Origin of the sequence: Streptomyces sp. NPDC007157 (assembly GCF_040634235.1) — a bacterium.
GTDB lineage: Bacteria > Actinomycetota > Actinomycetes > Streptomycetales > Streptomycetaceae > Streptomyces.
The window spans coordinates 14,443-34,359 of record NZ_JBEYFE010000025.1 but is presented as its reverse complement, the minus strand read 5'-3'; the positions used below and the strand labels follow the sequence as shown (position 1 = coordinate 34,359).

The 19,917-nt window shown below is 70.6% G+C and carries 19 protein-coding genes; 9 read left to right on the top strand and 10 right to left on the bottom strand.

Annotated features, from left to right (window positions below; translation table 11 throughout):
• The first annotated feature begins 30 nt into the window (after positions 1 to 30).
• The 5 genes from ABZ642_RS35150 (at position 31) to ABZ642_RS35130 (ending at position 4,991) form a co-directional block, all read left to right on the top strand.
• The gene (locus ABZ642_RS35150) at positions 31 to 618 is read left to right on the top strand and encodes a hypothetical protein (RefSeq protein ID WP_360491761.1); all 588 of its coding nucleotides are present in this window, start codon (positions 31 to 33) and stop codon (positions 616 to 618) included.
• 76 nt (positions 619 to 694) lie between these two features.
• Entirely contained in the window at positions 695 to 1,396 is a 702-nt protein-coding gene (locus tag ABZ642_RS35145; protein ID WP_360491758.1) for an alpha/beta hydrolase, read from the top strand.
• 141 nt (positions 1,397 to 1,537) lie between these two features.
• Positions 1,538 to 2,899, top strand: a complete 1,362-nt coding sequence (locus ABZ642_RS35140; RefSeq protein WP_360491755.1) for a carotenoid oxygenase family protein — start codon at positions 1,538 to 1,540, stop codon at positions 2,897 to 2,899.
• Between the two features lie 107 nt (positions 2,900 to 3,006).
• A complete protein-coding gene (locus tag ABZ642_RS35135; protein WP_360491752.1) occupies positions 3,007 to 4,023 on the top strand; it encodes a sigma-70 family RNA polymerase sigma factor in 1,017 nt (338 codons plus the stop codon).
• Entirely contained in the window at positions 4,020 to 4,991 is a 972-nt protein-coding gene (locus ABZ642_RS35130) for a sigma-70 family RNA polymerase sigma factor (RefSeq protein WP_360491749.1), read from the top strand. The genes ABZ642_RS35135 and ABZ642_RS35130 overlap by 4 nt, the downstream gene beginning before the upstream one ends.
• 113 nt (positions 4,992 to 5,104) lie before the next feature.
• Here ABZ642_RS35130 and ABZ642_RS35125 read toward each other — a convergent pair whose 3' ends face one another.
• Positions 5,105 to 6,619, bottom strand: coding sequence for a UbiD family decarboxylase (locus tag ABZ642_RS35125; protein WP_360491746.1), 1,515 nt, complete (start codon positions 6,617 to 6,619; stop codon positions 5,105 to 5,107).
• Positions 6,619 to 7,224: a non-oxidative hydroxyarylic acid decarboxylases subunit B gene (locus tag ABZ642_RS35120; protein ID WP_360491743.1), complete on the bottom strand. Its 606-nt coding sequence runs from the start codon at positions 7,222 to 7,224 to the stop codon at positions 6,619 to 6,621. The genes ABZ642_RS35125 and ABZ642_RS35120 overlap by 1 nt, the downstream gene beginning before the upstream one ends.
• A 114-nt stretch (positions 7,225 to 7,338) precedes the next feature.
• Between ABZ642_RS35120 and ABZ642_RS35115 the strand changes: the two genes are divergently transcribed.
• Positions 7,339 to 7,785 (top strand): MarR family transcriptional regulator, encoded by a 447-nt coding sequence (locus tag ABZ642_RS35115; RefSeq protein WP_360491740.1) that lies wholly within the window; start codon positions 7,339 to 7,341, stop codon positions 7,783 to 7,785.
• 37 nt (positions 7,786 to 7,822) lie between these two features.
• Here the strand turns inward: ABZ642_RS35115 and ABZ642_RS35110 are convergent, their stop codons facing one another.
• Both ABZ642_RS35110 and ABZ642_RS35105 read right to left on the bottom strand, forming a co-directional pair.
• Positions 7,823 to 8,320 (bottom strand): MarR family transcriptional regulator, encoded by a 498-nt coding sequence (locus tag ABZ642_RS35110; protein ID WP_360491737.1) that lies wholly within the window; start codon positions 8,318 to 8,320, stop codon positions 7,823 to 7,825.
• Positions 8,321 to 8,447: 127 nt separating this feature from the next.
• Positions 8,448 to 9,965 (bottom strand): long-chain fatty acid--CoA ligase, encoded by a 1,518-nt coding sequence (locus ABZ642_RS35105; RefSeq protein WP_360491734.1) that lies wholly within the window; start codon positions 9,963 to 9,965, stop codon positions 8,448 to 8,450.
• A gap of 105 nt (positions 9,966 to 10,070) precedes the next feature.
• Here ABZ642_RS35105 and ABZ642_RS35100 point away from each other — a divergent pair, with 105 nt between their 5' ends.
• Positions 10,071 to 11,333, top strand: coding sequence for a helix-turn-helix domain-containing protein (locus tag ABZ642_RS35100; RefSeq protein ID WP_360491732.1), 1,263 nt, complete (start codon positions 10,071 to 10,073; stop codon positions 11,331 to 11,333).
• A 28-nt stretch (positions 11,334 to 11,361) separates the two neighbouring features.
• Here the strand turns inward: ABZ642_RS35100 and ABZ642_RS35095 are convergent, their stop codons facing one another.
• The 3 genes from ABZ642_RS35095 to ABZ642_RS35085 all read right to left on the bottom strand — a co-directional run bounded on the left by ABZ642_RS35095 (position 11,362) and on the right by ABZ642_RS35085 (position 14,818).
• Positions 11,362 to 12,141 carry a crotonase/enoyl-CoA hydratase family protein gene (locus tag ABZ642_RS35095; protein WP_360491729.1) on the bottom strand — a complete coding sequence of 260 codons (780 nt, stop codon included), beginning with the start codon at positions 12,139 to 12,141 and terminating at the stop codon, positions 11,362 to 11,364.
• Positions 12,142 to 12,208: 67 nt separating this feature from the next.
• Positions 12,209 to 13,426, bottom strand: a complete 1,218-nt coding sequence (locus ABZ642_RS35090) for a CoA transferase (protein ID WP_360491725.1) — start codon at positions 13,424 to 13,426, stop codon at positions 12,209 to 12,211.
• A gap of 114 nt (positions 13,427 to 13,540) precedes the next feature.
• A complete protein-coding gene (locus ABZ642_RS35085) occupies positions 13,541 to 14,818 on the bottom strand; it encodes an acyl-CoA dehydrogenase family protein (RefSeq protein ID WP_360491722.1) in 1,278 nt (425 codons plus the stop codon).
• Positions 14,819 to 15,080: 262 nt separating this feature from the next.
• Here ABZ642_RS35085 and ABZ642_RS35080 point away from each other — a divergent pair, with 262 nt between their 5' ends.
• Together ABZ642_RS35080 and ABZ642_RS35075 are read left to right on the top strand one after the other, a co-directional pair.
• Positions 15,081 to 16,070, top strand: coding sequence for a 3-hydroxyacyl-CoA dehydrogenase NAD-binding domain-containing protein (locus ABZ642_RS35080; RefSeq protein ID WP_360491719.1), 990 nt, complete (start codon positions 15,081 to 15,083; stop codon positions 16,068 to 16,070).
• Positions 16,070 to 16,975: a 3-hydroxyacyl-CoA dehydrogenase gene (locus ABZ642_RS35075; protein WP_360491716.1), complete on the top strand. Its 906-nt coding sequence runs from the start codon at positions 16,070 to 16,072 to the stop codon at positions 16,973 to 16,975. The genes ABZ642_RS35080 and ABZ642_RS35075 overlap by 1 nt, the downstream gene beginning before the upstream one ends.
• 13 nt (positions 16,976 to 16,988) lie before the next feature.
• On the opposite strand, the gene ABZ642_RS35070 is transcribed toward ABZ642_RS35075, so the two are convergent.
• Genes ABZ642_RS35070 through ssuE form a run of 3 tightly spaced genes read right to left on the bottom strand, consistent with a single transcriptional unit; the run spans position 16,989 to position 19,909 of the window.
• Positions 16,989 to 18,131 (bottom strand): LLM class flavin-dependent oxidoreductase, encoded by a 1,143-nt coding sequence (locus tag ABZ642_RS35070; RefSeq protein WP_360491713.1) that lies wholly within the window; start codon positions 18,129 to 18,131, stop codon positions 16,989 to 16,991.
• Between the two features lie 34 nt (positions 18,132 to 18,165).
• On the bottom strand, positions 18,166 to 19,350 hold the full coding sequence (locus tag ABZ642_RS35065; RefSeq protein ID WP_360491710.1) for an SfnB family sulfur acquisition oxidoreductase: 1,185 nt from the start codon (positions 19,348 to 19,350) through the stop codon (positions 18,166 to 18,168).
• A gap of 4 nt (positions 19,351 to 19,354) precedes the next feature.
• Positions 19,355 to 19,909, bottom strand: a complete 555-nt coding sequence (gene ssuE, locus ABZ642_RS35060; RefSeq protein ID WP_360491707.1) for an NADPH-dependent FMN reductase — start codon at positions 19,907 to 19,909, stop codon at positions 19,355 to 19,357.
• Between the last annotated feature and the right edge of the window lie 8 nt (positions 19,910 to 19,917).

The following is a 19,917-nucleotide window of genomic DNA, read 5'->3' as shown; positions in this document are numbered from 1 at the left end:
CCGCCCCGTCCATTCAGCAAGGAACACTCAATGGGTTTTGTGGCTTATCTGCGCGGCTTCGTCCCCTGGATCGTCGCCGGCGTCGTCTCGGGCGTCGTCGACTGGCGCTGGGGTGCGCTCAGCGGTCTCGTCTCGGGGCTGCTCCTCCTGCTCCAGGACCTCCGTCGAGGGGTCGACCTCGACGCGCTGATCCTCGAGGCCAGCACCATCGTGTACTTCGTCGTCATCGGCGCCGTCTCCGTCGCGGACCCGGACTCGTCGCTCCAGGACCACTCCGACGTCCTCTCGTTCGTCTGGCTGGGCGCCACCGCCTGGGGCTCCCTCGCGATCCGCCGTCCCTTCACGCTGGGCATCGCCAAGCGCCAGACGCCCCGCGAGTACTGGGACATGCCGGAGTTCCTCCAGGTCAACAACCACATCACCAGTGCCTGGGGAGCCGGCTTCACCTTCATCGCGGTGAGCCTGGCCATCGGCAACGCGGTGGACGCCCCGGCGTGGGTGGGCATCACCGCCCATGTCGTCGGCCTGGTCGGCCCGATCGTCTTCACGAAGGTGTACCCCGAGCGGGCCCAGCGGCGCCTGCTGGAGTCCCAGGGCCTGTCCTCCGTACCCCAGTGACCGGTCGCGTCCGCGTCACCCGGCGGACGCGGCCACGAACGACCGTAGACCCGTCTCACGAAGGAGCAACCACGTCATGACCACCGTCCCCGAAGCAAAGAACGTCGTCCTCGTCCACGGCGGATTCGTCGACGGATCCGGCTGGAAGGGGGTGTACGACGTGCTGACCGCCGACGGCTACCGCGTCACCGTCGTACAGAACCCCACGCTCTCGCTGGCGGGCGACGTCGCCACCACCCGGATGGCCCTCGACGCCCAGGACGGTCCGACCGTGCTGGTCGGCCACTCCTACGGCGGCGCGGTGATCTCCGAGGCCGGCAACCACGACAACGTGAGCGCGCTCGTCTACGTCGCGGCGTTCGTGCCCGACAAGGACGAGTCCGTCAACACCCTCCTCGCCGACCCGGCGCCGGGCGCTCCGGTGCCGCCGATCCTGCCGCCGCAGGACGGGTTCCTCTTCCTGGACCGGGAGAGGTTCGCCGCGTCCTTCGCCGGCGACCTGCCGGAGGAGGAGGCCCGGTTCCTGGCCGCCTCGCAGGTCCCGTGGGGTCTGGACGCGCTCGGCGGGGCGGTCACCCGGCCCGCCTGGCGGAGCAGGCCGAGCTTCTACCTGGTCGCCACCGATGACCGCATGATCCCGCCGCCGGTCCAGCGCACCATGGCCGAACGGGCCGGCGCGACGGTGACCGAGACCGGCGGCAGCCACGCCGTCTACGTCTCCAAGCCCGCCGAGGTCGCCGCACTCGTCAAGCAGGCCGCCGCGGCGAACACCGCCTGACCGTCCACCCCGGCCACCGTCCACCCCGGCCATCGTCCGCCCGGGCCTCCGCGGACGGCCGCGGAACCCCTCGCCGCGGCGGCCCGGCCTGATCCGGAACGCGGCCGGCAGCGCCCGGCCGGACCCGACAAGGAAAGCAGCATGACCCAAGAGACCACCCTCCCCCTGTACTTGCGGGGCCGCTTCGCCCCGGTCCCCGAGGAGCACAGCGCCCGCGACCTCACCGTGCGCGGCACCCTTCCGCCCGAACTGGACGGCCGCTACCTGCGCAACGGCCCCAACCCGCTGCCCGGCGAGGACAAGGGGCACTGGTTCACCGGTCCCGGCATGCTGCACGGCATCCGGCTGCGCGACGGCCACGCCGAGTGGTATCGCAACCGGTGGATCCGCACCCGTGAGCTGGACGGCCATCCGTTCGTCCGCGAGGACGGGAGCGTCGACCTGGCCGCGACGCCCGGCAACACCCATGTCATCCGGCACGCGGACACCGTGCTGGCCCTGTGCGAGGTCGGCCTGCCCTACTGGGTCACCCCCTCGCTGGAGACCGTCGGCCCCTACGACTTCGGCGGCCGGCTGACCACCTCGATGACCGCCCACCCGAAAGAGGACCCGATCACCGGTGAACTGCACCTGTTCGGTGCCGGGTTCGCCCCGCCCTACCTCACCTACCACCGGGTCACCGCGGAGGGAGAGCTGCTCGACAGCCGGCCGATAGCCGTGCCGGGCCCGACGATGATGCACGACTTCGCCATCACCGAGCACCACATCGTCTGGATGGACCTGCCCGTCGTCTTCGACCCGGACCTCGCCGGACGCGGCGGCATGCCCTACCGCTGGGACGACGGCTACGGCGCGCGGCTCGGCATCATGTCCCGCACACCCGGGAGCACCGACGTGCGCTGGTTCGACATCGACCCCTGCTACGTCTTCCACGTCGGCAACGCCCACGAGGACGAGCAGGGGCGGATCGTCCTCGACGCGGTGCGCTACGACCACCTGGGCTTCGACCACGCCTGGGGCGACATCGGCGGGCCCATCGGCCCGGCCGTCGTACCGGAACCGGGTCACACCGGGGCGACCGCCGTGCTGTACCGCTGGGCGCTGGACCCGGCGACCGGACGGGTCGCCGAGTCCCAACTTGACGACCGGGACGCCGAGTTCCCCACCCACAACGAGACCCTCACCGGTCGCGCGAACCGCTACCTGTACACCGTGTCGGGCGACGGCATCGCCAAGCACGACCTGACGGGCGGGGGCAGCGAGCTGCATGCGACGCCCGGCGCCCGCTACGCGGGCGAGGCGGTGTTCGTCCCGGCGGCGGACGGCGGGAGCGAGGACGAGGGCTGGCTGCTGTCGCTCGTCTCGAACGACGACGGCGAGGCCGGCGAACTGCTCGTCCTCGACGCACGGGAACTCTCCGTCCAGGCGGTGGTGGAACTGCCGTACGCCGTCCCGGCCGGCTTCCACGGAAGCTGGCTGCCGGAGCTCACCGAAGAGGCCTAGCGGGCAACTCCGTCACAGAAGGTACGCCGGGAGTTGTGCCCGGCGTACCCGCCTGTGCGAAAGTCCCCCCACCACCAGTGACACGTCCGTACGGAGGCATTCGCTCCATGGCGTTTCTCGATCCCCCCACGGATGAGGAACTCACCCGCAGGGCCCAGTCCGGAGAGACCGCGGCCCTCGGGCTGTTGTTGGCCCGCCACCAGGCGCCGATGCGCGCGGTGGCGCTCAGCCTGCTCGGCCACGGCCCCGACGCGGAGGACGCGGTGCAGGACGCCGTGGTCACCGCGCTCCGGCGGATCGGCGACGTACGGGATCCGGCGGCCGTCGGCGCGTGGCTGCGCGCGATCGTGCGCAACACCTCCCGTATGCGGTTGCGCGGCGGCCGGGAGACGCCTGGTCTGGACTGGCTCGACCGGCCGGCCCCGCGCACCGACGAACCGTCGCACCCGGAGCGGGTCGTCGACCGGCACGCCCTGCGGGACTGGATCTGGGACGCGATGGCGGAACTGCCGCAGCAGTCGCGGCTGGTGCTGATGCTGCGGCACTTCAGCGGCATCACCTCCTACCAGGAGATCGCCGAGGCCTGCGAGATTCCGCTCGGCACGGTCCGCAGCCGGCTCAGCCAGGCCCGGGGAAAGCTCGCGGAGGTGCTGCTGAGGACCGCCACGGAGGCCCACGACGACGCGTCCCGTGTCGTCGAGGACAGCCGCAGGGAGGCCGAACTCACGCTGGACGGCGCGATACGCGGCCGTCAGCCCAGGGAGATCCTGGAGCTGTGGCCGGCCGAGACCGAACTGGTCGGCATACTCCGCACACCGGGCGAACGCTGCCACCCCTTCCCGGCCATGGAACGGACCCGGCGCAGCGGGATCACCCAGCACCTGCGCCATGTGGTGGCGAGTCCGGACATCACCATCTGGGAAATGGCGACCGTCAACCCCGACGGCATCCCGAATCCCTGCCCGGCGAACCTCGCGTGGCTCATGATCCGCGAACCCGACAGAAGGGTCCGCAGCCTCCGGGTGGTCTTCCCCCGGCGGACCGCCGCAGACACCGACGCCCCGTCCGCGGCGGACACCCCCGACGGTTCGGCGCGCTCCGTCGGCACGGGGCGGCCCGCATGATCCGGGAGACCGCCGAGGCCGCGCTCGCCGAGGACACGGCGCTCACTCTTGCCGCGCAGGCCGGCGAGGTGGCCGCCCTCGGCCTGCTGCTCGAACGCCATCGTGCGGGTATGCGAGCGGTGGCACTGGGCATCCTGGGACCGGGCCCGGACGCCGAGGACGTACTGCAGGAGGCGGCTGTGACCGCGCTGCGACGGATCGGCGACGTCCGCGATCCGGGCGCGGTCGGCGCCTGGTTGCGGATGATCGTCCGCAACTCCGCCCGCTCCCTGCTGCGGGCCACGGTCCCCGCCCGTCCGGTGGACGAGGGCCTGCACCTGCCGACGACGGAGCCCGGTCCGGAGCAGTGGCTCGAACAGAGTGCGCTGCGGGACTGGGTCTGGGAGGCCCTGGAGGAGCTGACCCCGGTGCTGCGACTGCCGTTGGTGCTGCGTCACTTCACCACCGGGGTCAGCTCCTACGAGCAGATCGCCCATGCCTGCGGGGTCCCGGTCGGCACCGTCCGCAGCCGGCTCAGCCAGGGCCGGGCCAAGCTCGCGGCCGCGCTCGCCGCGACGGCCGACACCGCGCACGGCGACACCGACCGGCGTACCCGCGAGACCAGCACCCAGGCCCGGGAGACGCTGGCCGCCGCCGAGAGCGGGCAATTCGCCCGGCTCCTCACGGAACGCTGGTCCCCGGAGGTCGCCCTGCTCAGGGGGAACGACCGGGTCGGCGGCGGCGACCTCCTGGTCCGTGCCATGGACGGCGACATCGAGGCCGGGGTACGCCAGCGGCTCGCCCATGCCGTCGCCGGACGGACGCTGGCCGTGTGGGAGATGGACATCGTCAATCCGTCCGACGACCCCGGGCACTGCCCGCCGTCGGTGGCCTGGCTGATGACACTGGACGAGGCCGGGCGGGTGCACCGGCTGCGGCTCTTCCATCCCCGGCCGCTGCCGACCATGGAGCTGCTTCCGGTGCTGTGACGGAACGAGCGGCTCCCGGTGCTGTGACCATGTGAGCTGCTCCCGGTGCTGTGACCGTGTGAGCTGCTCCCGATGCTGTGACCCGTCAGAGCAGCTCCTGGTGCTGCTTCCGGTCAGGCGCCGCCGGCGGCTCCCGCATCGGCGCCGCCTTCGGCCTCGGCCTCGGCCTCGGCGGCGAGGACCTTGGCGCGCACGTCGGCCGGGAAGACGCCGTCGAAGGTGGCCTGCCGGGCACGGCCGTGGCCTTCGGCGGGGAGCAGTGCGTCGTGTACGACGACGGCTCCCCAGCCGCTGTGCAACTCCTCCTCGGTGAAGCACGGGTACCAGGGCATGATCGGGCCGTGCCACTGTTCCTGACGGAGGGTGGGATGCACGCGGGTGGCCAGTGCCCACAGCAGGTCGGAGTCGTCGGCGGGGTCCACGTCGTCGTCGAGGACGTAGACCACCGGGGAGAGCCGGCCGACCCGGGTGCCGTTCAGGACCTCGCCGATGCGGTGGACGAAGCGGGCGGTGTCCATGCCCGGCATCAGGTCACGCCAGTCGGAGGGGACGGTGATGACGGTCCAGAAGCAGGCGGCGCGGAGAGGCAACCAGGCCGTGGTGACGGGGAGTCCGGCCTTGCGGAGTTCGGAGACGACCTCGGCGGAGATCCCGGCGGCGGGTGCCACGTGGGAGTCGTCGACGGGCCGGCCGGCGGGGGCGAGCGGCCAGATGGGGTCCTCGCGGTAGGTGATCGCCTCGATGCCGAAGAGCGGCTGGGGAGAGGTCTCGGGCAGGGCCCAGCCGTGGAACTCGGCGAACGGCCCCTCGACCGCGTCCCGCGTGGCGGACAGGTACCCCTCGATGACGACCTCGGCGGAGGCCGGTACCTCGAGGTCGTTGGTCTCGCACTTGACGACGTCGACGGGGCGGCCGAGGAGTGCGCCGAGGTAGGCACCCTCGTCGACCTCGGTGGGTACGGTCATGCCGCCGACGACGGCGGCGCCGGGGTCGCCGCCCTGGAACAGGGCGTAGGGCATCGGCTGGCCGAGGGCCTCCCACTCGCGCCAGATCATGCCGAGGTGCTGGCCGGGCAGGACCAGTCCGGTCATGTGCCGGCCGTCGATCATCATGATCCGGGAGATCGACCAGTTGGTCCACCGGCCGTCGGGGGTCCGGGCGACGATCACGCCCCAGGTGTTGACGTAGGGTCCGCCGTCGCCCTCGTGGACGACCGGGATCGGGAACCGGTCCAGGCTGGCGTCGTCGCCGGTGAGAACGTGCTGCTTGCAGGGCGCGCCGTCGCCGGTCACCCGCCTGGGCGGCAGCAGTTCACCGGTGCCGGCCTGCGCGAGCCGCTCGACGAGTTCGGCGGCGGTCGTCGTGTAGGGCAGGCCCAGCGAGAGGGAGATCCGGGCCAGCGGATGCCCCGGGATGCTCGACAGGGCGCCCGGGGCGCCGACCATGCGGAAGCCCTCGCGGGCGCCCTTGAGGTGTTCGAAGAAGGGGGCGGGGCGGCCGTTCTCGGTGGAACGCCGGGTGACGGCGGACGCCTCCAGGTCCGGGTCGACCACCCGGGAGACGCGCTGGAGGTCGCCCAGCTCCTCGAGCCGGGCGAGGTAGGACCGGAAATCAGTGGTTTCGGACATCAGTTGATTGCACCTTTCGAAGTCGATGCGGCCGGACGGGGCATTCCGTCCCAGCGCCGCGCGGACGGCACCTGGATGCCGAGCTGGTCAAGCACCCGGACGGCGAGGTGCCTGACCAGGTCGTCGATCGTGTCCGGGCGGTTGTAGAAGGCCGGCATCGGCGGCACGATCCGCGCCCCCATCCGGGCCAGCGCCAGCATGTTCTCCAGATGGATCTCGCTCAGCGGGGTCTCCCTGGGCACCAGCACCAGAGGGCGTCGCTCCTTCAGCGTGACGTCGGCGGCCCGCGGGATCAGACCGTCCGCGTACCCGGTACGGATCCCGGCCAGGGTCTTCATGCTGCACGGCGCCACGATCATGCCGTCCACCGGGAACGACCCCGACGAGATCGCCGCACCCTGGTCGTTCCACGCGTAGGTCACGTCCGCGAGGTCGGTGACCTCGCGGACCGAGAGGTCGGTCTCCAGATGGATCGTCGCCCTGGCCCACTGGGACAGCACGAGATGGGTCTCCACGTCGGGCTGCTCCCGCAGCAGCCTCAGCAGTTCGACACCCAGGACGGCGCCGGTCGCCCCGGTCATCCCCAAGATCACCCGTCGCGGCATGTCCATCACCTTCCGTACACGGTAATTCCGTACACGGATTAATGTAGAGCACCAGGCTTGCGATGGCAAACACTCCGTGTACGGAATGACAGTGGACGGAGGTAATCTGGACGTATGACGACAGGAGCGCGGTACGACGGAACGCTGGAAGACGGCATGGCCCACCAGCTACGACGGGCCTCGCAGGCGGTCAACGCCTCGTGGCAGCTGCACTGCGGTGGCGACCTCACACCGCCGCAGTACGCCGTGCTCCATGTCCTGGACGAACAGGGAAGCCTCGATCAGAAGTCCCTCGGCGCACACGCCGCGGTCGACCGGTCGACGCTCACTCCCCTGCTCGACCGGCTGGTGGCGCGTGGCCTCGTCACCAAGAACACGGATCCCGACAACCGCCGCAGGCAGCTGATCACGCTGACCGACGCCGGGCGCGAGCGGGCGGCGCTGGGCCGCGATCAGGTGCGGGAGACGAGCCGCTGGATCGAGGAGCTGCTCGGCCCCGACCGCCTCGCGACGCTGACCCTGCTGCTCAAGGAACTCGGGGACGCGGGCCGCACGCAGTAGCGTCCTTCGCGTTAACCCTCAAGTCATCGCGGCATGCTCAGCGCACGGGCGAGTCGATGCGCTGGACGATGCGCTCGGCGTCCTGGCCCAGCCGGCGAAGACGCTCGGGGGACAGGTTGTCCACGACGAGGTGCCGGACGTGGGCCACATGACCGGGCGCGGCCGACTCCAGCTTCCGTATACCGTCGGGCAGCAGTACGGCGTTGGTGAAACGCCCGTCGTCGGGGTCCGGTTCACGCCGGACGTAACCGCGCTTCTCCAGCCGCTTCATCAGGTGCGACAGCCTGGACAGCGATGAGTTGACGACCTCGGCCAGGCTGCTCATGCGCAGGGTCCGGTCGGGGGCCTCGGAGAGCATGGCCAGGGCCATGTACTCGACCATGCTCAGGTCCGCGTCCCGCTGCAACTGGGCGTCCAGGGCCCAGGGCAGCCGGGTGATGAGCCGTACCACCGACATCCAGGAGGCCAGTTCGGCCGGCGTGAGCCAGGGGTCGGCCTGCTCGCCGGTCTGCGGCGACGCGTCGGAGGTGGTCATTTCGGGAGCGTATCAGCCTCGGCGCGCCGGACAGAGGCCTGCGGCACCGGTTCGAGCGCGGCGCCGCACCGGCCGGGCGCGCACCGCTCGATCACCTCGGATCGCTTGCCCCTTCATGTGATCCGAGTCAAGGCCGACCCGGCGTGCCGAGGACGCCGGACGGCGGAACGATCTCCTTCTTGAGGATCTTGCCGGTGGGCCCCTTGGGCAGGGCGTCCACGAGCCACACCTTCCGCGGGTACTTGTAGGCGGCGACCCGCCCCTTGACGTACGCACGCAGTTCCTCGGCGGTCGTCCGGGCCCCCGGCCGGAGCACGACCGCCGCGCCCACCTCCTCGCCCAGATCGGGGTTGGGGATACCGATGACCGCCGCGTCGGCCACCGCCGGGTGCTCGTACAGCACACCTTCGATCTCGCGGGGGTACACGTTGTACCCGCCCCGGATGATCACGTCCTTCTGCCGTCCGACGATCCAGAGGTAGCCGTCCTGGTCCAGCCGGCCGAGGTCGCCGGTGCGGAACCAGCCGTCCCTGATCGCGGCGGCCGTCTCCGCGGGGCGCCCCCAGTACCCCTTCATCACGTTGTGCCCGCGGACCGTGATCTCGCCGGCCTCCCCCCGCGGTACCTCCCGGCCGTTGTCGGCGTCGACCACGCGCACCTCGACACCCGGGATCGGGACGCCGACCGAACCGGGCCTGGGTCCGGCCCGCAGGGTGTTGGCCGCGACGACCGGCGAGGTCTCCGACAGCCCGTAGCCCTCCAGTACGGCGCAGCCGAACGCGGCCCGGAAGTCGAGCTGCACCTGGACGGGCAACTCGGCACCACCGGCGAGACACACCCGCAGCCGGGAGACGTCGTAGACCTTCTTGCCGGGCTCCCGCACCAGCCTGCTGTACACCGTCGGCACCCCGGCGAAGACCGTCACCCCGTGCTTCTCGACGATCTCCAGGGTCTGCGCCGCGTCGAAGCGCGGCAGCAGCGTGAGGCACGCGCCGGAGACCACGGCGGCGTTGAGGGTGCAGGTCTGCCCGAAGGCGTGGAACAGCGGCAGCCCGCCGAAGATCACGTCGTCGGCCGTGAGACCGAGCAGCTCGGTGGCCACGACCTGGCAGTTGCGGGCGAGGTTGGCGTGGGTCAGTTCGGCACCCTTCGGCTGACCGGTCGTCCCCGAGGTGTAGAGAACGACCGCCGTGTCGTCGTCATGACGGTCCGCCATGTCTGCCGACGGCGAGGCGGCGTCCGGCAGTTCGTCGAACGAGTCGGGACCGACGACGACCGCCTCCGCGTCGGCCTGGCGCGCACCGGCGTGTGCCTCGTCGGCGAAGTCGTGCCAGGCGAACAGCAGCCGGGCGCCCGAGTCGCCGAGGTGATAGGCGACCTCGCGGGACTTGAGCAGGGGATTCATCGGGACGACGACGCCACCGGCCCGGAGTACGCCGTAGTACACGAAGGCGAACTCCGGCACGTTGGGCAGCATGACCGCGACTCGGTCGCCGGGCCGCACGCCACGATCGCGCAGCAGCCCCGCCGTCCACGCGCTGCGCCGGTCCAGCATGCGGTAGGAGAGGGTGGCGTCCCCGAGGCGGAGCACGGGGTGGTCCGGATACGTCCGAGCGCCGTCGACCACGTGATGTGCGAGGTTCATGTGAGCCGACGCTAGGCGCGCGGCGCACGGAAATCACTGGGCCCGCGATACGACCCCGGGACCCGAATTGGTGCCGCTGGAACATTCCGCGGGTAGCTTTGAGGAATGATTCCGGAGCACCCAGAAGCCGCAAGGCAACTGTCCGTGGTCGCGGCGAACGTAGGGTCACATCTCCCGGAGGTCGGCAACGACGTCGGGCAGTATGTTCTCGCCGAGATAGCGGAACTCAGGGGCGACTCGACCATTGTCAAAATGATGCAGGCAAGCGTCACGGAAAACGTCGGCACGCTGTTGCATGTCTTCGAGAACGACATCGATCTGGAGAAAGTCGAGGCACCCGCGGCCGCGCTTGAGTACGCGCGGAGACTGGCTCAGCGGGGAATTCCCCTCAGTGCGTTGATCAGGGCCTACCGGATCGGGCACTGGCGTTTTCTGCAGTGGTGTCTGGACGAGCTCGACCGGCAGAACGCCGACGAAGAGCTCGCCGTCACGACCAACCGGCGCATGCTGCACGTGAGCTTCGGTTACATCGACCAGGTCACCGAGCAGGTCATCGCGATCTACCAACATGAACGGGACAACTGGCTGCTCAGCCAGACCGCGGCGCGCGCCGCCCGCGTGCGCGACATCCTCACCGCGGGCGACGTCGACCTCAACCGGGTGGAACCGTCGCTCGGTTACCGGCTTCGGCAGAATCATCTCGGGCTGGTGGCGTGGCTGCCCACCCTGACCGACGAGGGTGCCGGACTCGCCCGGCTGCACCGGATCACCGAAGAGATCGCCCAGCGGCTCGGCTGCGCCTCCAGACCGCTGTTCGTCCCCCGGGACGCGATCGTGTCCTGGACCTGGCTTCCGCTGGGCTCGAACAGCGACGTCCCGTGGAACGAGGTGTCGGACGTGCTGGAGCGTGCCGATCCCTCCCTGCACATATGCGCCGGGAGCGTGGGGTACGGCATCGAGGGATTCCGCACCACCCACCGGCAGGCACTGCGTGCGCAGGAACTCGCGGCGGTGGCCGACCCGGTCCCCCGGTTCACCGAATTCTCCACCGTCGCCCCCATCGCCCTGATGGCCACGAACATCGACGACATCCGCGCCTGGGTGTGGTGCGTTCTCGGCCCGCTGGCCGTCGACGACGAGAACAGCGCGCGGCTCCGGGAGACCGCTCAGATCTTCCTTGACAGCGGCTGCAGTTACACCGCCACCGCCGCCGCGCAGATTCTGCACAAGAACACCGTGCAATACCGCATCCGAAAAGCCGAGGAAATGATCGGCCATCCGGTCCAGAAAGAGCACACCGATCTGGAGATCGCGCTGCGTGCCGTCCAGTACCTCGGCACGGCGCTCCTGCGCACGAGCGCGGAGTGAAGCGGCCGGGCGCTCAGGGGTTGTCGGGTCAGCGGCCCTGCCAGTGCGGTTGGCGCCGCTCAGCGAACGCGTGGGCACCCTCCTGGGCGTCGTGGGAGGCCAGTACGGGCGCGGTGATCAGGTCCTGGTCGACGAAGGCGTCCTGCTCGCTGAAGGCCCGCCGTTCGTTGACGACACGTTTGACGGCCTCGATGGCCAGGGGCGCGTTGAGCGCGATGCTGCTGGCCAGATCCATGGCCCGCGTCAGGGCCTGGCCCGGTTCGGTGAGCTCGTTGACCAGACCGAACCGCTCGGCGCGCTCGGCGGGCAGCGACTCGCCCGTGAGCAGGAGTTCGAGCGCGATGTTGTGCGGGATGCGCTCGGGCAGCCGTAGCATGCCCCCTTCGGGCGGCACGATGCCGTAGCGGACCTCGGTCTGGCCGAAGGTGGCGTTCCGCGCGGCCACGATCATGTCGCAGGCGAGCGCCATCTCGGTGCCGCCGCCCAGCGCGTAGCCCTCGACGGCGGCGATCAGCGGGGTCGAGATTTTGGCGCGGGTGATGCCCGCGAAGCCCCGGCCCTCGATGATGGGCAGGTCGCCGGCCGCGAAGGCCTTGAGGTCCATCCCCGCGCTGAAGACGCCGCCGGCACCGGTGAGGATGCCGACCCTGAGGTCCTCGTGGGCCTCGAGGTGGTCGACGGCGGCGGCGAGGGCTCGTGCGGTGGCCCCGTCGATGGCGTTGCGGGCCTGGGGCCGGTCTATCGTGATCACGAAGATGCCGTCGATCTCCTCGGTCCGTACGGTCGGTGTGTTCGCGTCCGTGGTCATGACGTGTTTCCCTTCTCTTCCTCACGCTGCTGGTCGTGACATTCCCTCGCGCCCCGGAGCCCCGGCTTCAGCCGACGGCCGCGGCTTTGCGCAACTGCTCTATCCCGGTGGTGTCGAAGCCGAGGTCGCGGAGTACGGAATCGGTGTGTTCGCCCAGGTCGGGGGCCGGGCGCGGGGGGACCTTCGGCTCCTGGTCGAGCCGCACGGGGCTGTCGACCGTCAGGTGCGGTTCCGCGTTGCCGTCGTCGATCGGCACAAGGATCCCGTTGGCGACGAGCTGGGGGTCGTGGGCGAACTCCTCGATCGTCTGGGCGACTCCGTAGGTGAGTCCCGCGGCGTCGAGCACCTCACGCCACTCGGCCAGCGGACGGGCCGCGAACGTCTTGTCCAGCACGCCGACGATCTCGGCGGCGTGCGCGCGGCGGCTCTGCGAGTCGGCGTAGTGCGGGTTCTCGATGGCCTCGGGGTGGCCGATGGCCTGAAGGAACAGGGGGACCTGCTTGTCCTCGTTGGCGAAGGCCAGCAGCAGCCAGCGGTCGTCCGCGGTGCGATAGGCGTTGGCGAGCGCGTTCGGCGGGTCGGTCCGGTCGATCGGACGGGGTGCCTTGCCGCCGACCAGTACGGCCTGCAGCCACATGCCCGCCGCCCAGGCGCCTTCGGCGACCAGGGACGCGGTGACGCGTGCCCCCTCGCCGGTCCGCTCCCGCCGGTACAGCGCGGTCATGATCCCGGCGAACAGGGTGATCGCCGTCGGGTGGTCGCCCGATCCGAACGCGTTGATGGCCGGCGGCGCGTCGTGCTGGCGCGTCACGTCCATGAGGCCGCTGCGCGCCCAGAACGCGGTCACGTCGAACCCGGGCAGGTGGGCGTCCGGGCCCTGTTCGCCGAAGCCGGTGACATCGGCGTAGATCAGCCGGGCGTTGAGCGGGGCCAGGTCGTCGTACTCCAGCCCCAGCTTGGCGCGGGTGTGCGGCGGGAAGTTGGTCACCAGGACGTCCGCCCAGGTCACCAGCCGTTCTACGACGGCGCGGGCGTCGGGTGACTTCAGGTTGAGGGCGATGCTGCGCTTGTTGCGGTTGTCCAGCTGCCAGGGGTAGTTGACGCCCTCGACACGGGGGTTCGGTGGCATTCGGCTGAGCGACCGGTAGGCGTCTCCGGACCCCGGTGGTTCCACCTTGACGACGTCGGCGCCGAAGTCGCCGAGGATGGTGGCCGCGGCGGGCCCGGCGATGAAGCTCGCCAGATCGACGACGTGCAGTCCCTCCAGCAGTGGCGTGTTGCTCATGACGAATCCTTGTCCTCGATGTGTCCTCGGCTTGTCCTCGGCTTGTCCTCGATGGGTCGCGCGCGGCGCCCGAGGGGGTGACAGCCCCGGCAGGGCGCCGTGGCACGCGCCGGGTCAGTGGTGGCTGGGCGTCCCGGGCACGAAGGCGTTGTAGCCGGTGATGTCACGGCCGACGATCAGCGCCTGCACGGTGTCGGTGCCCTCGTAGGTGTCGATCGCCTCGATGTCGCACAGGTGCCGGGCCACGTGGTAGTCGAGCAGGATGCCGTTGCCGCCGAGCATGTCGCGGGCGTCGGCGAGGATGGCCCGGGCCCGTTCGGTGTAGTGCATCTTGGCCAGCGCGACCCGGGGCATCGAGTACTCGCCCTCGTCCAGGAGCTGGCTCAGCCGGAACTGCATGCAGAGCATGTCGGTGATGTCGGCGAGCATCCGGGAGAGCCGGTACTGGATGAGCTGGAACGCGGCCAGCGGCATCCCGAACTGCCTGCGCTGCTTGGCGTAGGCCAGTGCCGTCTCGTAACCGGCGACGGCGGCGCCGATCGACTCCCAGGCGACGCAGAAGCGCGAGGCCAGCAGGACCTTCTCGGTGTCACGGAAGGTGTGGACGTTCGCCAGCCGGTTCGCGGCCGGCACCCGGACGTCGGTGAGGGAGATCTGCGCGTTCTGCACACAGCGCAGCGCGGTCTTGCCCTTGATGACCTGGGCGTCGAACCCGGGCGTGCCCTTCTCGACCACGTAGCCGCCCACGTGCCCGTCGTCGCCGCGGGCCCAGATGATCGAGTAGTCGGCGAAGGTCGCGTTGCCGATCCACCGCTTGTGGCCGTTGATGACGTAGGAGTCGCCGTCCTGGTGTGCGGTCGTCTCCAGCTTGACCACGTCCGAGCCGTGCGTGGGCTCGGTCAGACCGAAGGCGCCGAGCTTCTCCATCCGGGCCATCGGCGGCAGGAAGCGCTGCTTCTGTTCCTCGGAGCCCAGCAGTGCGATCGATGTCATGGCCAGGGCCGAGTGGACGCCCATCATGGTCGACATGCTCAGATCGCCCCGGGCCAGTTCGAGGATCACCAGGCCCGCCGTCACATTGCTCATCCCCGGGCAGCCGTAACCGGAGATCTGGAACCCCGCGATGTCCAGTCCCGCCATCTTGGGCACCAGTTCGAAGGGGAACTCCGCCCGTTCCCAGTACGGGTTGATGACCGGGATGACCTCCTGGTCCATGAACTCGCGGACCTTCTTCTTCAGGGCCCGCTGCTCGTCCGTGAGCAGGTGGTCGAGAAGGAAGTAGTCGGAGTACTCCGGTCCGCCCAGCACAGGTGGCTCGACCCCGGAGGAGTTTCCGTTGGGGCTCGCCAGAGCCTGGCCCTGGCCGACCGGTGCACCGTGTGTCGCCTTCATCTGCCGTTCCTTCCGATCGGGGGCTCCGATGGAGTCAGTACGAACGACGCTAGGAGGGAGCGCGGGCACAGCCACTGGGCGCGGAACACCACGTTGTCCACCGATTTGGTGTCCGTGTACCAACGCGGAACACCCCATGTGCCGCGGTACCAAGGAAGCGTCGGAATCCTGGGCGCGCGGCCCGATGTGCCCGCCCTCGGGTCGGTCGAGGGTTGCCCCAGGCACACCGCCCTTCTCGGACCGTCAGGAGCAGTGATCACTCATGACAACGCACAGGCCCGTCCACCGTGTGGCGATCGTCGGGACCGGGACGATCGGTGCGAGCTGGGCGACGCACTATCTCGTCCGTGGTTTCGACGTCACGGCGACCGACCCGTCCCCGACCGCCGAGGCGGCCCTGCGGTCGTATGTGGAAGGCGCGTGGGACACGGCCGCCTCGATCGGACTCGCGCCCGGCGCCTCGCCCGAACGTCTCGGTTTCACCGCGGACATGCGTCAGGCCGTCTCGGACGCCGACTTCGTGCAGGAGAACGCCCCCGAACGCCCGGAGCTCAAGGTCAAGCTGTTCGCCGACATCGACGATGCCGCACCGTCGGACGCCGTCATCGCGTCGAGTTCGTCGACGATCACGATGAGCGTCATGCAGGCCGAGTGCCGGCATCCGGAACGGACCGTCATCGGTCATCCCTTCAACCCCCCGCACGTCGTGCCGCTGGTCGAGGTCGTCGGCGGCACGCGGACCGCTCCGGAGACGGTCCGGGACGCCATGGAGTTCTACGCCTCGATCGGCAAGAAACCGATCCATCTGAAGAAGGAGTTGCCCGGGCACGTCGCCAACCGCATCCAGGCCGCGCTGTACCGGGAGGTCGTGTACCTGGTACAGGAGGGCGTACTCGACGTGGCGGACTCCGACGACGCGGTGTCCTGGGGGCCGGGGCTGCGCTGGGGCGTGATGGGTCCCCATCTGCTGTGGCACCTCGGGGGCGGCGAGGGCGGCATCCAGCACTTCATGGAGACCCTCATGCCGGTCATGGTCGAGTCCTGGAAGAAGTTGGGCACCCCCGAGTTCACGCCCGAACTCCAGGAGACCATCGTGGGCGGTGTCCTCAAGGAGGCGGACGGCCACTCGGTCGACGACCTGGCCGCCCGGCGTGACGCCATGCTCTCGGCCCTGCTGGCCGTGCGCGCGCAGCACGACCCGTCCGGTCCGACCGGCACGGCGGCCACTTCGGACACGAAGGAGGGAACGTGATGGGCGGGAACGTGATGGGCGACCGGGAAAGGCTGTTCGTGCTGGAGGCGAGCGGCGGCGGCCGGCTGTTCTCCGTGAACCCCGACGGCTCCGACAAGCAGGTTCTCGTCACCGGGTGCCGGATCCCCGACGGGGTGGCCGTCGACACGTCGGCCGGACACATCTACTGGACGAACATGGGTGTGCCGTCGGAGAACGACGGCTCGATCGAGCGCGTGGACCTGGACGGCGGCAACCGGACGACGATCGTCCCCGAGGGCGCCACGCACACGCCGAAACAGCTCCATCTGGAGGCCGCGGAGCGGAAGCTGTACTGGGGTGACCGCGAGGGCATGCGGGTCATGCGCTGCGACCTCGACGGCTCGAACATCGAGACCCTCGTACAGACCGGGCAGGGCGACGAGGACCGCCGCGACGAGACCAACTGGTGTGTGGGCGTCACCGTCGATCCCGTCGGCGGAAACCTCTACTGGTCCCAGAAGGGCCCCAGCGACGCCGGGCTCGGCAGGATCCTGCGGGCCGCACTCGCCGTACCCGCCGGGGAGACGGCGGCCGGGCGCACCGACATCGAGGTGCTGTTCGAGGAACTGCCCGAACCGATCGACCTCGAAGTCGACCTCAATGAGCGGGCGTTGTACTGGACGGACCGCGGGGACCCGCCGAAGGGCAACACCGTCAACCGTTCCCCGCTGGATCCGCCGGACGGTCAGTGGACGTCCGAGATCCTTCTGACCCACCTCATGGAAGGCATCGGCATCGCCCTCGACCCGGACGGCCACCACATGTATGTGACCGACCTGGCCGGGAGCGTCTACGCGGCCGGTCTCGACGGATCGGACCGCAAGGAGATCCTCGCCGCACAGGGCAACCTCACGGGCATCGCCCGCTCCGTGCTGCGCGGCTAGCCCCCGGGAACCGTCAGGACGCGAACGGCACCTGCGCCGAGGGGGCGTCGCTCCTCCCGAAGGGATGCCGCCACACCCCCTCCGCGGCCAGGCGGGGCAGCACCCCTTCCCCGAACCAGTACGCCTCCTCCAGATGCGGATACCCGGACAGCACGAACTCCTCGATACCGAGGGCCGCGTACTCCTTGATGCGGGCGGCGACCTCCTCGTGCGAGCCGACCAGGGCGGTGCCCGCGCCGCCGCGTACCAGCCCGATGCCCGCCCAGAGGTTGGGATGGATCTCCAGCGCGTCCCGTCGGCCGCCGTGCAGCGCCAGCATCCGCTGCTGCCCCGCGGACTCGCTGCGGGCGAGCCCGGTCTGCACCGACCGCACGGTCTCCGGGTCGAACCCGTCGAGCAGCCGGTTCGCCTCGGCCCAGGCCTGCTCCGAGGTGTCCCGGGTGATGACGTGCAACCGGATCCCGAACCGCAGGGTGCGCCCCTGCTCCGCCGCCAGCTTGCGGATCCAGGCGATCTTCTCGGCGACCTGCGCCGGCGGTTCGCCCCAGGTGAGGTACACGTCCACGTGCCGGGCCGCGACCTCCCCGGCGACCGGTGAGGACCCCCCGAAGTACACCTCGGGAACCGGGTCCGGCACCCGGGCCAGCTTCGCGTCCTCGACCCGAAGGTGCTCGCCTTCCAGGTCGACGGTCTTCCCCTCCCACAACTTCCGTACGACCTCCAGGAATTCTCCGGTACGGCGGTACCGCGCGTCCTTGTCGAGGAAGTCTCCGTAGGCCCGCTGCTCGTGGCTCTCGCCCCCGGTCACCACGTTGAGCAGCAGCCGTCCCCCGGTCTGCCGCTGGAACGTGGACGCCATCTGCGCGGCGAGCGTGGGCGAGACGAAGCCCGGCCGGAAGGCGACCAGGAACTTCAGCCGTTCGGTGTGCTGGCTGACCATGGCCGTGGTCAGCCAGGCGTCCTCGCACCAGGCGCCGGTGGGGGTGAGCGCCCCCACGAAGCCGAGGTCCTCCGCGGCCTTGGCGATCTGGCTCAGATAGGCGACCGTCGGCGGCCGGTCCCGGCCGGAGGCCGTCGCCGGGGTGCCGTGACCGCCGCCGACGACATGGCGGCTGTCCCCGTTGGTGGGCAGGAACCAGTGGAAGGTGAGGGACACGAGGGTTTCTCCGATCGAGTGGGGCCCTGGGGGGTCACAGCAGGCCGTGGCGGGGCGGCAGGGTGCCGCTGAGCACGTACCGGCCGATGTGCTGGATCTTCCAGCGCGGCGGGTCGTGCAGGGTGTGGGTGCGGGCGTCCCGCCAGTACCGGTGCAGATTCAGGGAGTTGAGCGCGGAGCGGGTCCCGGACACCTCGAAGAGCGCTCCGGCGACGGCCACGGCCGCCTCGGCCGCCTGTACCTTCGCGGCGGCCACGGCGATGGAGGCCTCGGCGGCCGACTCGTCGGTGAGCCGGGCGGCCGCCGCGTCGACGGCGCGGGCTCCCTCCCGCAGCAGCGCCTCGGACGCCCTTGCCTGGACGGCCAGTTCACCGAACCGCTGGATCAGCAACGGGTCCTCGGCGGCGCTCTCCGCGCCGCTCTCGAACCACGGCCGGCTCTTGGTGCGCACGAACTCCGCCGCCTCGGCCAGCGCCGCCCCGGCGATCCCCACGTCGATGGCGGCGTGCAGCAACTGGGCCACCGCGCCATGGAGTTGCGGCCCCTGGAAGGTCAGGTGGTGGGGCAGCACCCGGTCGGCGGGTACCGGAACGCCGTCCAGGCGGACCGTCCCGCTGGCGGTCGTACGCTGCCCCATGCCGTCCCAGTCGTCGACGACGGTCAGGCCGGGCGCGTCCCGGGGGACGTACGCGACATGCAGGTTGTCGTCCTCGGCGCGGGCGAGTACGGGGATCCAGTCGGCGAAGAGGGCGCCGGTGGAGTAGTGCTTGACGCCCCGCAGCACATGCGATCCGTCCGCCGCGCGCTCCAGCCGGGTCCGGATGTCCTGGACGTGCTTGGTCCCCGCCTCGGACTGCGCGTTCCCGAGCCGGCTGCCGGCGAGCAGTTCGGCGAAGAAGAACTTCCGCTGATCCTCGGTGCCCTGACGGCGTATCACGTTGACGTACACGAAGTGGCTCTGCGGAATCTGGGCGAGGCTCGCGTCGGCCGAGCCGAGCAGCCGGAAGATCTCGGCGAGGGTCGACGCGCTGACGTCCGCTCCCCCGTACTCGGCGGGGACGGTCACGGCCAGCAGGCCCGAGGCCGACAGGCGGTCCAGCTCGGCGCGGGGCAGCCGGCGGTCGGCGTCCCGCCCGGCCGCCCCGGCCCGGAACTCCTCGGCGAGAGCCGCCGCCACGGCGAGGGCCTCCGCCTCGTCGGTGATGACATGTGCGGTCATCGGTTCAGCCCGCCGCGGCGAGGACGGGCCGCCGGCCGAGCGCGGCCGAGAACTGGTCCACGATCGGGTGGAGTGCCTCGGTGACGGCCGGTGCGAGGGCGAGTGTGCCGTCCTCCCGTACGGTGATGTCCTTGTCGAGGGTGAACCAGCCCTGGACTATATGGGCGGCGCCCATGGAGCTGAGCACCGGGCGGAGCGCGTAGTCGATGGCGAGGACATGCGCGGTGGAACCCCCGCTGGCCAGGGGCAGCACGGTCTTGCCGGTGAGCGCGTACTGCGGGAGCAGGTCCAGCAGGGCCTTGAGCACACCGGAGTACGACGCCTTGTAGACCGGGGTGCCGACGACGACCCCGTCGGCGCGGGCGAACAGCTCGGTCGCCTCGACGATCGCCGGGTGCCGGAAGTCCGCGCCGAGCAGCGCCTCGGCGGGGACGGTGCGGATGTCGAGCGGGATCACCTCGTGCCCGTGGGCGATCAGCCGCTGGTCCAGATGGCGCAGCAGCCGGGCGGTGCGCGAGGAGGCGGAGGGGCTGCCGGAGACGGAGAGGACGGTGGCCATGAGTGCCT

Bases quoted from the DNA above. Each gene is read 5' to 3' on its own strand.
- ABZ642_RS35150 (WP_360491761.1), top strand. From the start codon at position 31: ATGGGTTTTGTGGCTTATCTGCGCGGCTTCGTCCCCTGGATCGTCGCC.
- ABZ642_RS35145 (WP_360491758.1), top strand. From the start codon at position 695: ATGACCACCGTCCCCGAAGCAAAGAACGTCGTCCTCGTCCACGGCGGA.
- ABZ642_RS35140 (WP_360491755.1), top strand. From the start codon at position 1,538: ATGACCCAAGAGACCACCCTCCCCCTGTACTTGCGGGGCCGCTTCGCC.
- ABZ642_RS35135 (WP_360491752.1), top strand. From the start codon at position 3,007: ATGGCGTTTCTCGATCCCCCCACGGATGAGGAACTCACCCGCAGGGCC.
- ABZ642_RS35130 (WP_360491749.1), top strand. From the start codon at position 4,020: ATGATCCGGGAGACCGCCGAGGCCGCGCTCGCCGAGGACACGGCGCTC.
- ABZ642_RS35125 (WP_360491746.1), bottom strand. From the start codon at position 6,619: ATGTCCGAAACCACTGATTTCCGGTCCTACCTCGCCCGGCTCGAGGAG.
- ABZ642_RS35120 (WP_360491743.1), bottom strand. From the start codon at position 7,224: ATGCCGCGACGGGTGATCTTGGGGATGACCGGGGCGACCGGCGCCGTC.
- ABZ642_RS35115 (WP_360491740.1), top strand. From the start codon at position 7,339: ATGACGACAGGAGCGCGGTACGACGGAACGCTGGAAGACGGCATGGCC.
- ABZ642_RS35110 (WP_360491737.1), bottom strand. From the start codon at position 8,320: ATGACCACCTCCGACGCGTCGCCGCAGACCGGCGAGCAGGCCGACCCC.
- ABZ642_RS35105 (WP_360491734.1), bottom strand. From the start codon at position 9,965: ATGAACCTCGCACATCACGTGGTCGACGGCGCTCGGACGTATCCGGAC.
- ABZ642_RS35100 (WP_360491732.1), top strand. From the start codon at position 10,071: ATGATTCCGGAGCACCCAGAAGCCGCAAGGCAACTGTCCGTGGTCGCG.
- ABZ642_RS35095 (WP_360491729.1), bottom strand. From the start codon at position 12,141: ATGACCACGGACGCGAACACACCGACCGTACGGACCGAGGAGATCGAC.
- ABZ642_RS35090 (WP_360491725.1), bottom strand. From the start codon at position 13,426: ATGAGCAACACGCCACTGCTGGAGGGACTGCACGTCGTCGATCTGGCG.
- ABZ642_RS35085 (WP_360491722.1), bottom strand. From the start codon at position 14,818: ATGAAGGCGACACACGGTGCACCGGTCGGCCAGGGCCAGGCTCTGGCG.
- ABZ642_RS35080 (WP_360491719.1), top strand. From the start codon at position 15,081: ATGACAACGCACAGGCCCGTCCACCGTGTGGCGATCGTCGGGACCGGG.
- ABZ642_RS35075 (WP_360491716.1), top strand. From the start codon at position 16,070: ATGGGCGGGAACGTGATGGGCGACCGGGAAAGGCTGTTCGTGCTGGAG.
- ABZ642_RS35065 (WP_360491710.1), bottom strand. From the start codon at position 19,350: ATGACCGCACATGTCATCACCGACGAGGCGGAGGCCCTCGCCGTGGCG.
- ssuE (WP_360491707.1), bottom strand. From the start codon at position 19,909: ATGGCCACCGTCCTCTCCGTCTCCGGCAGCCCCTCCGCCTCCTCGCGC.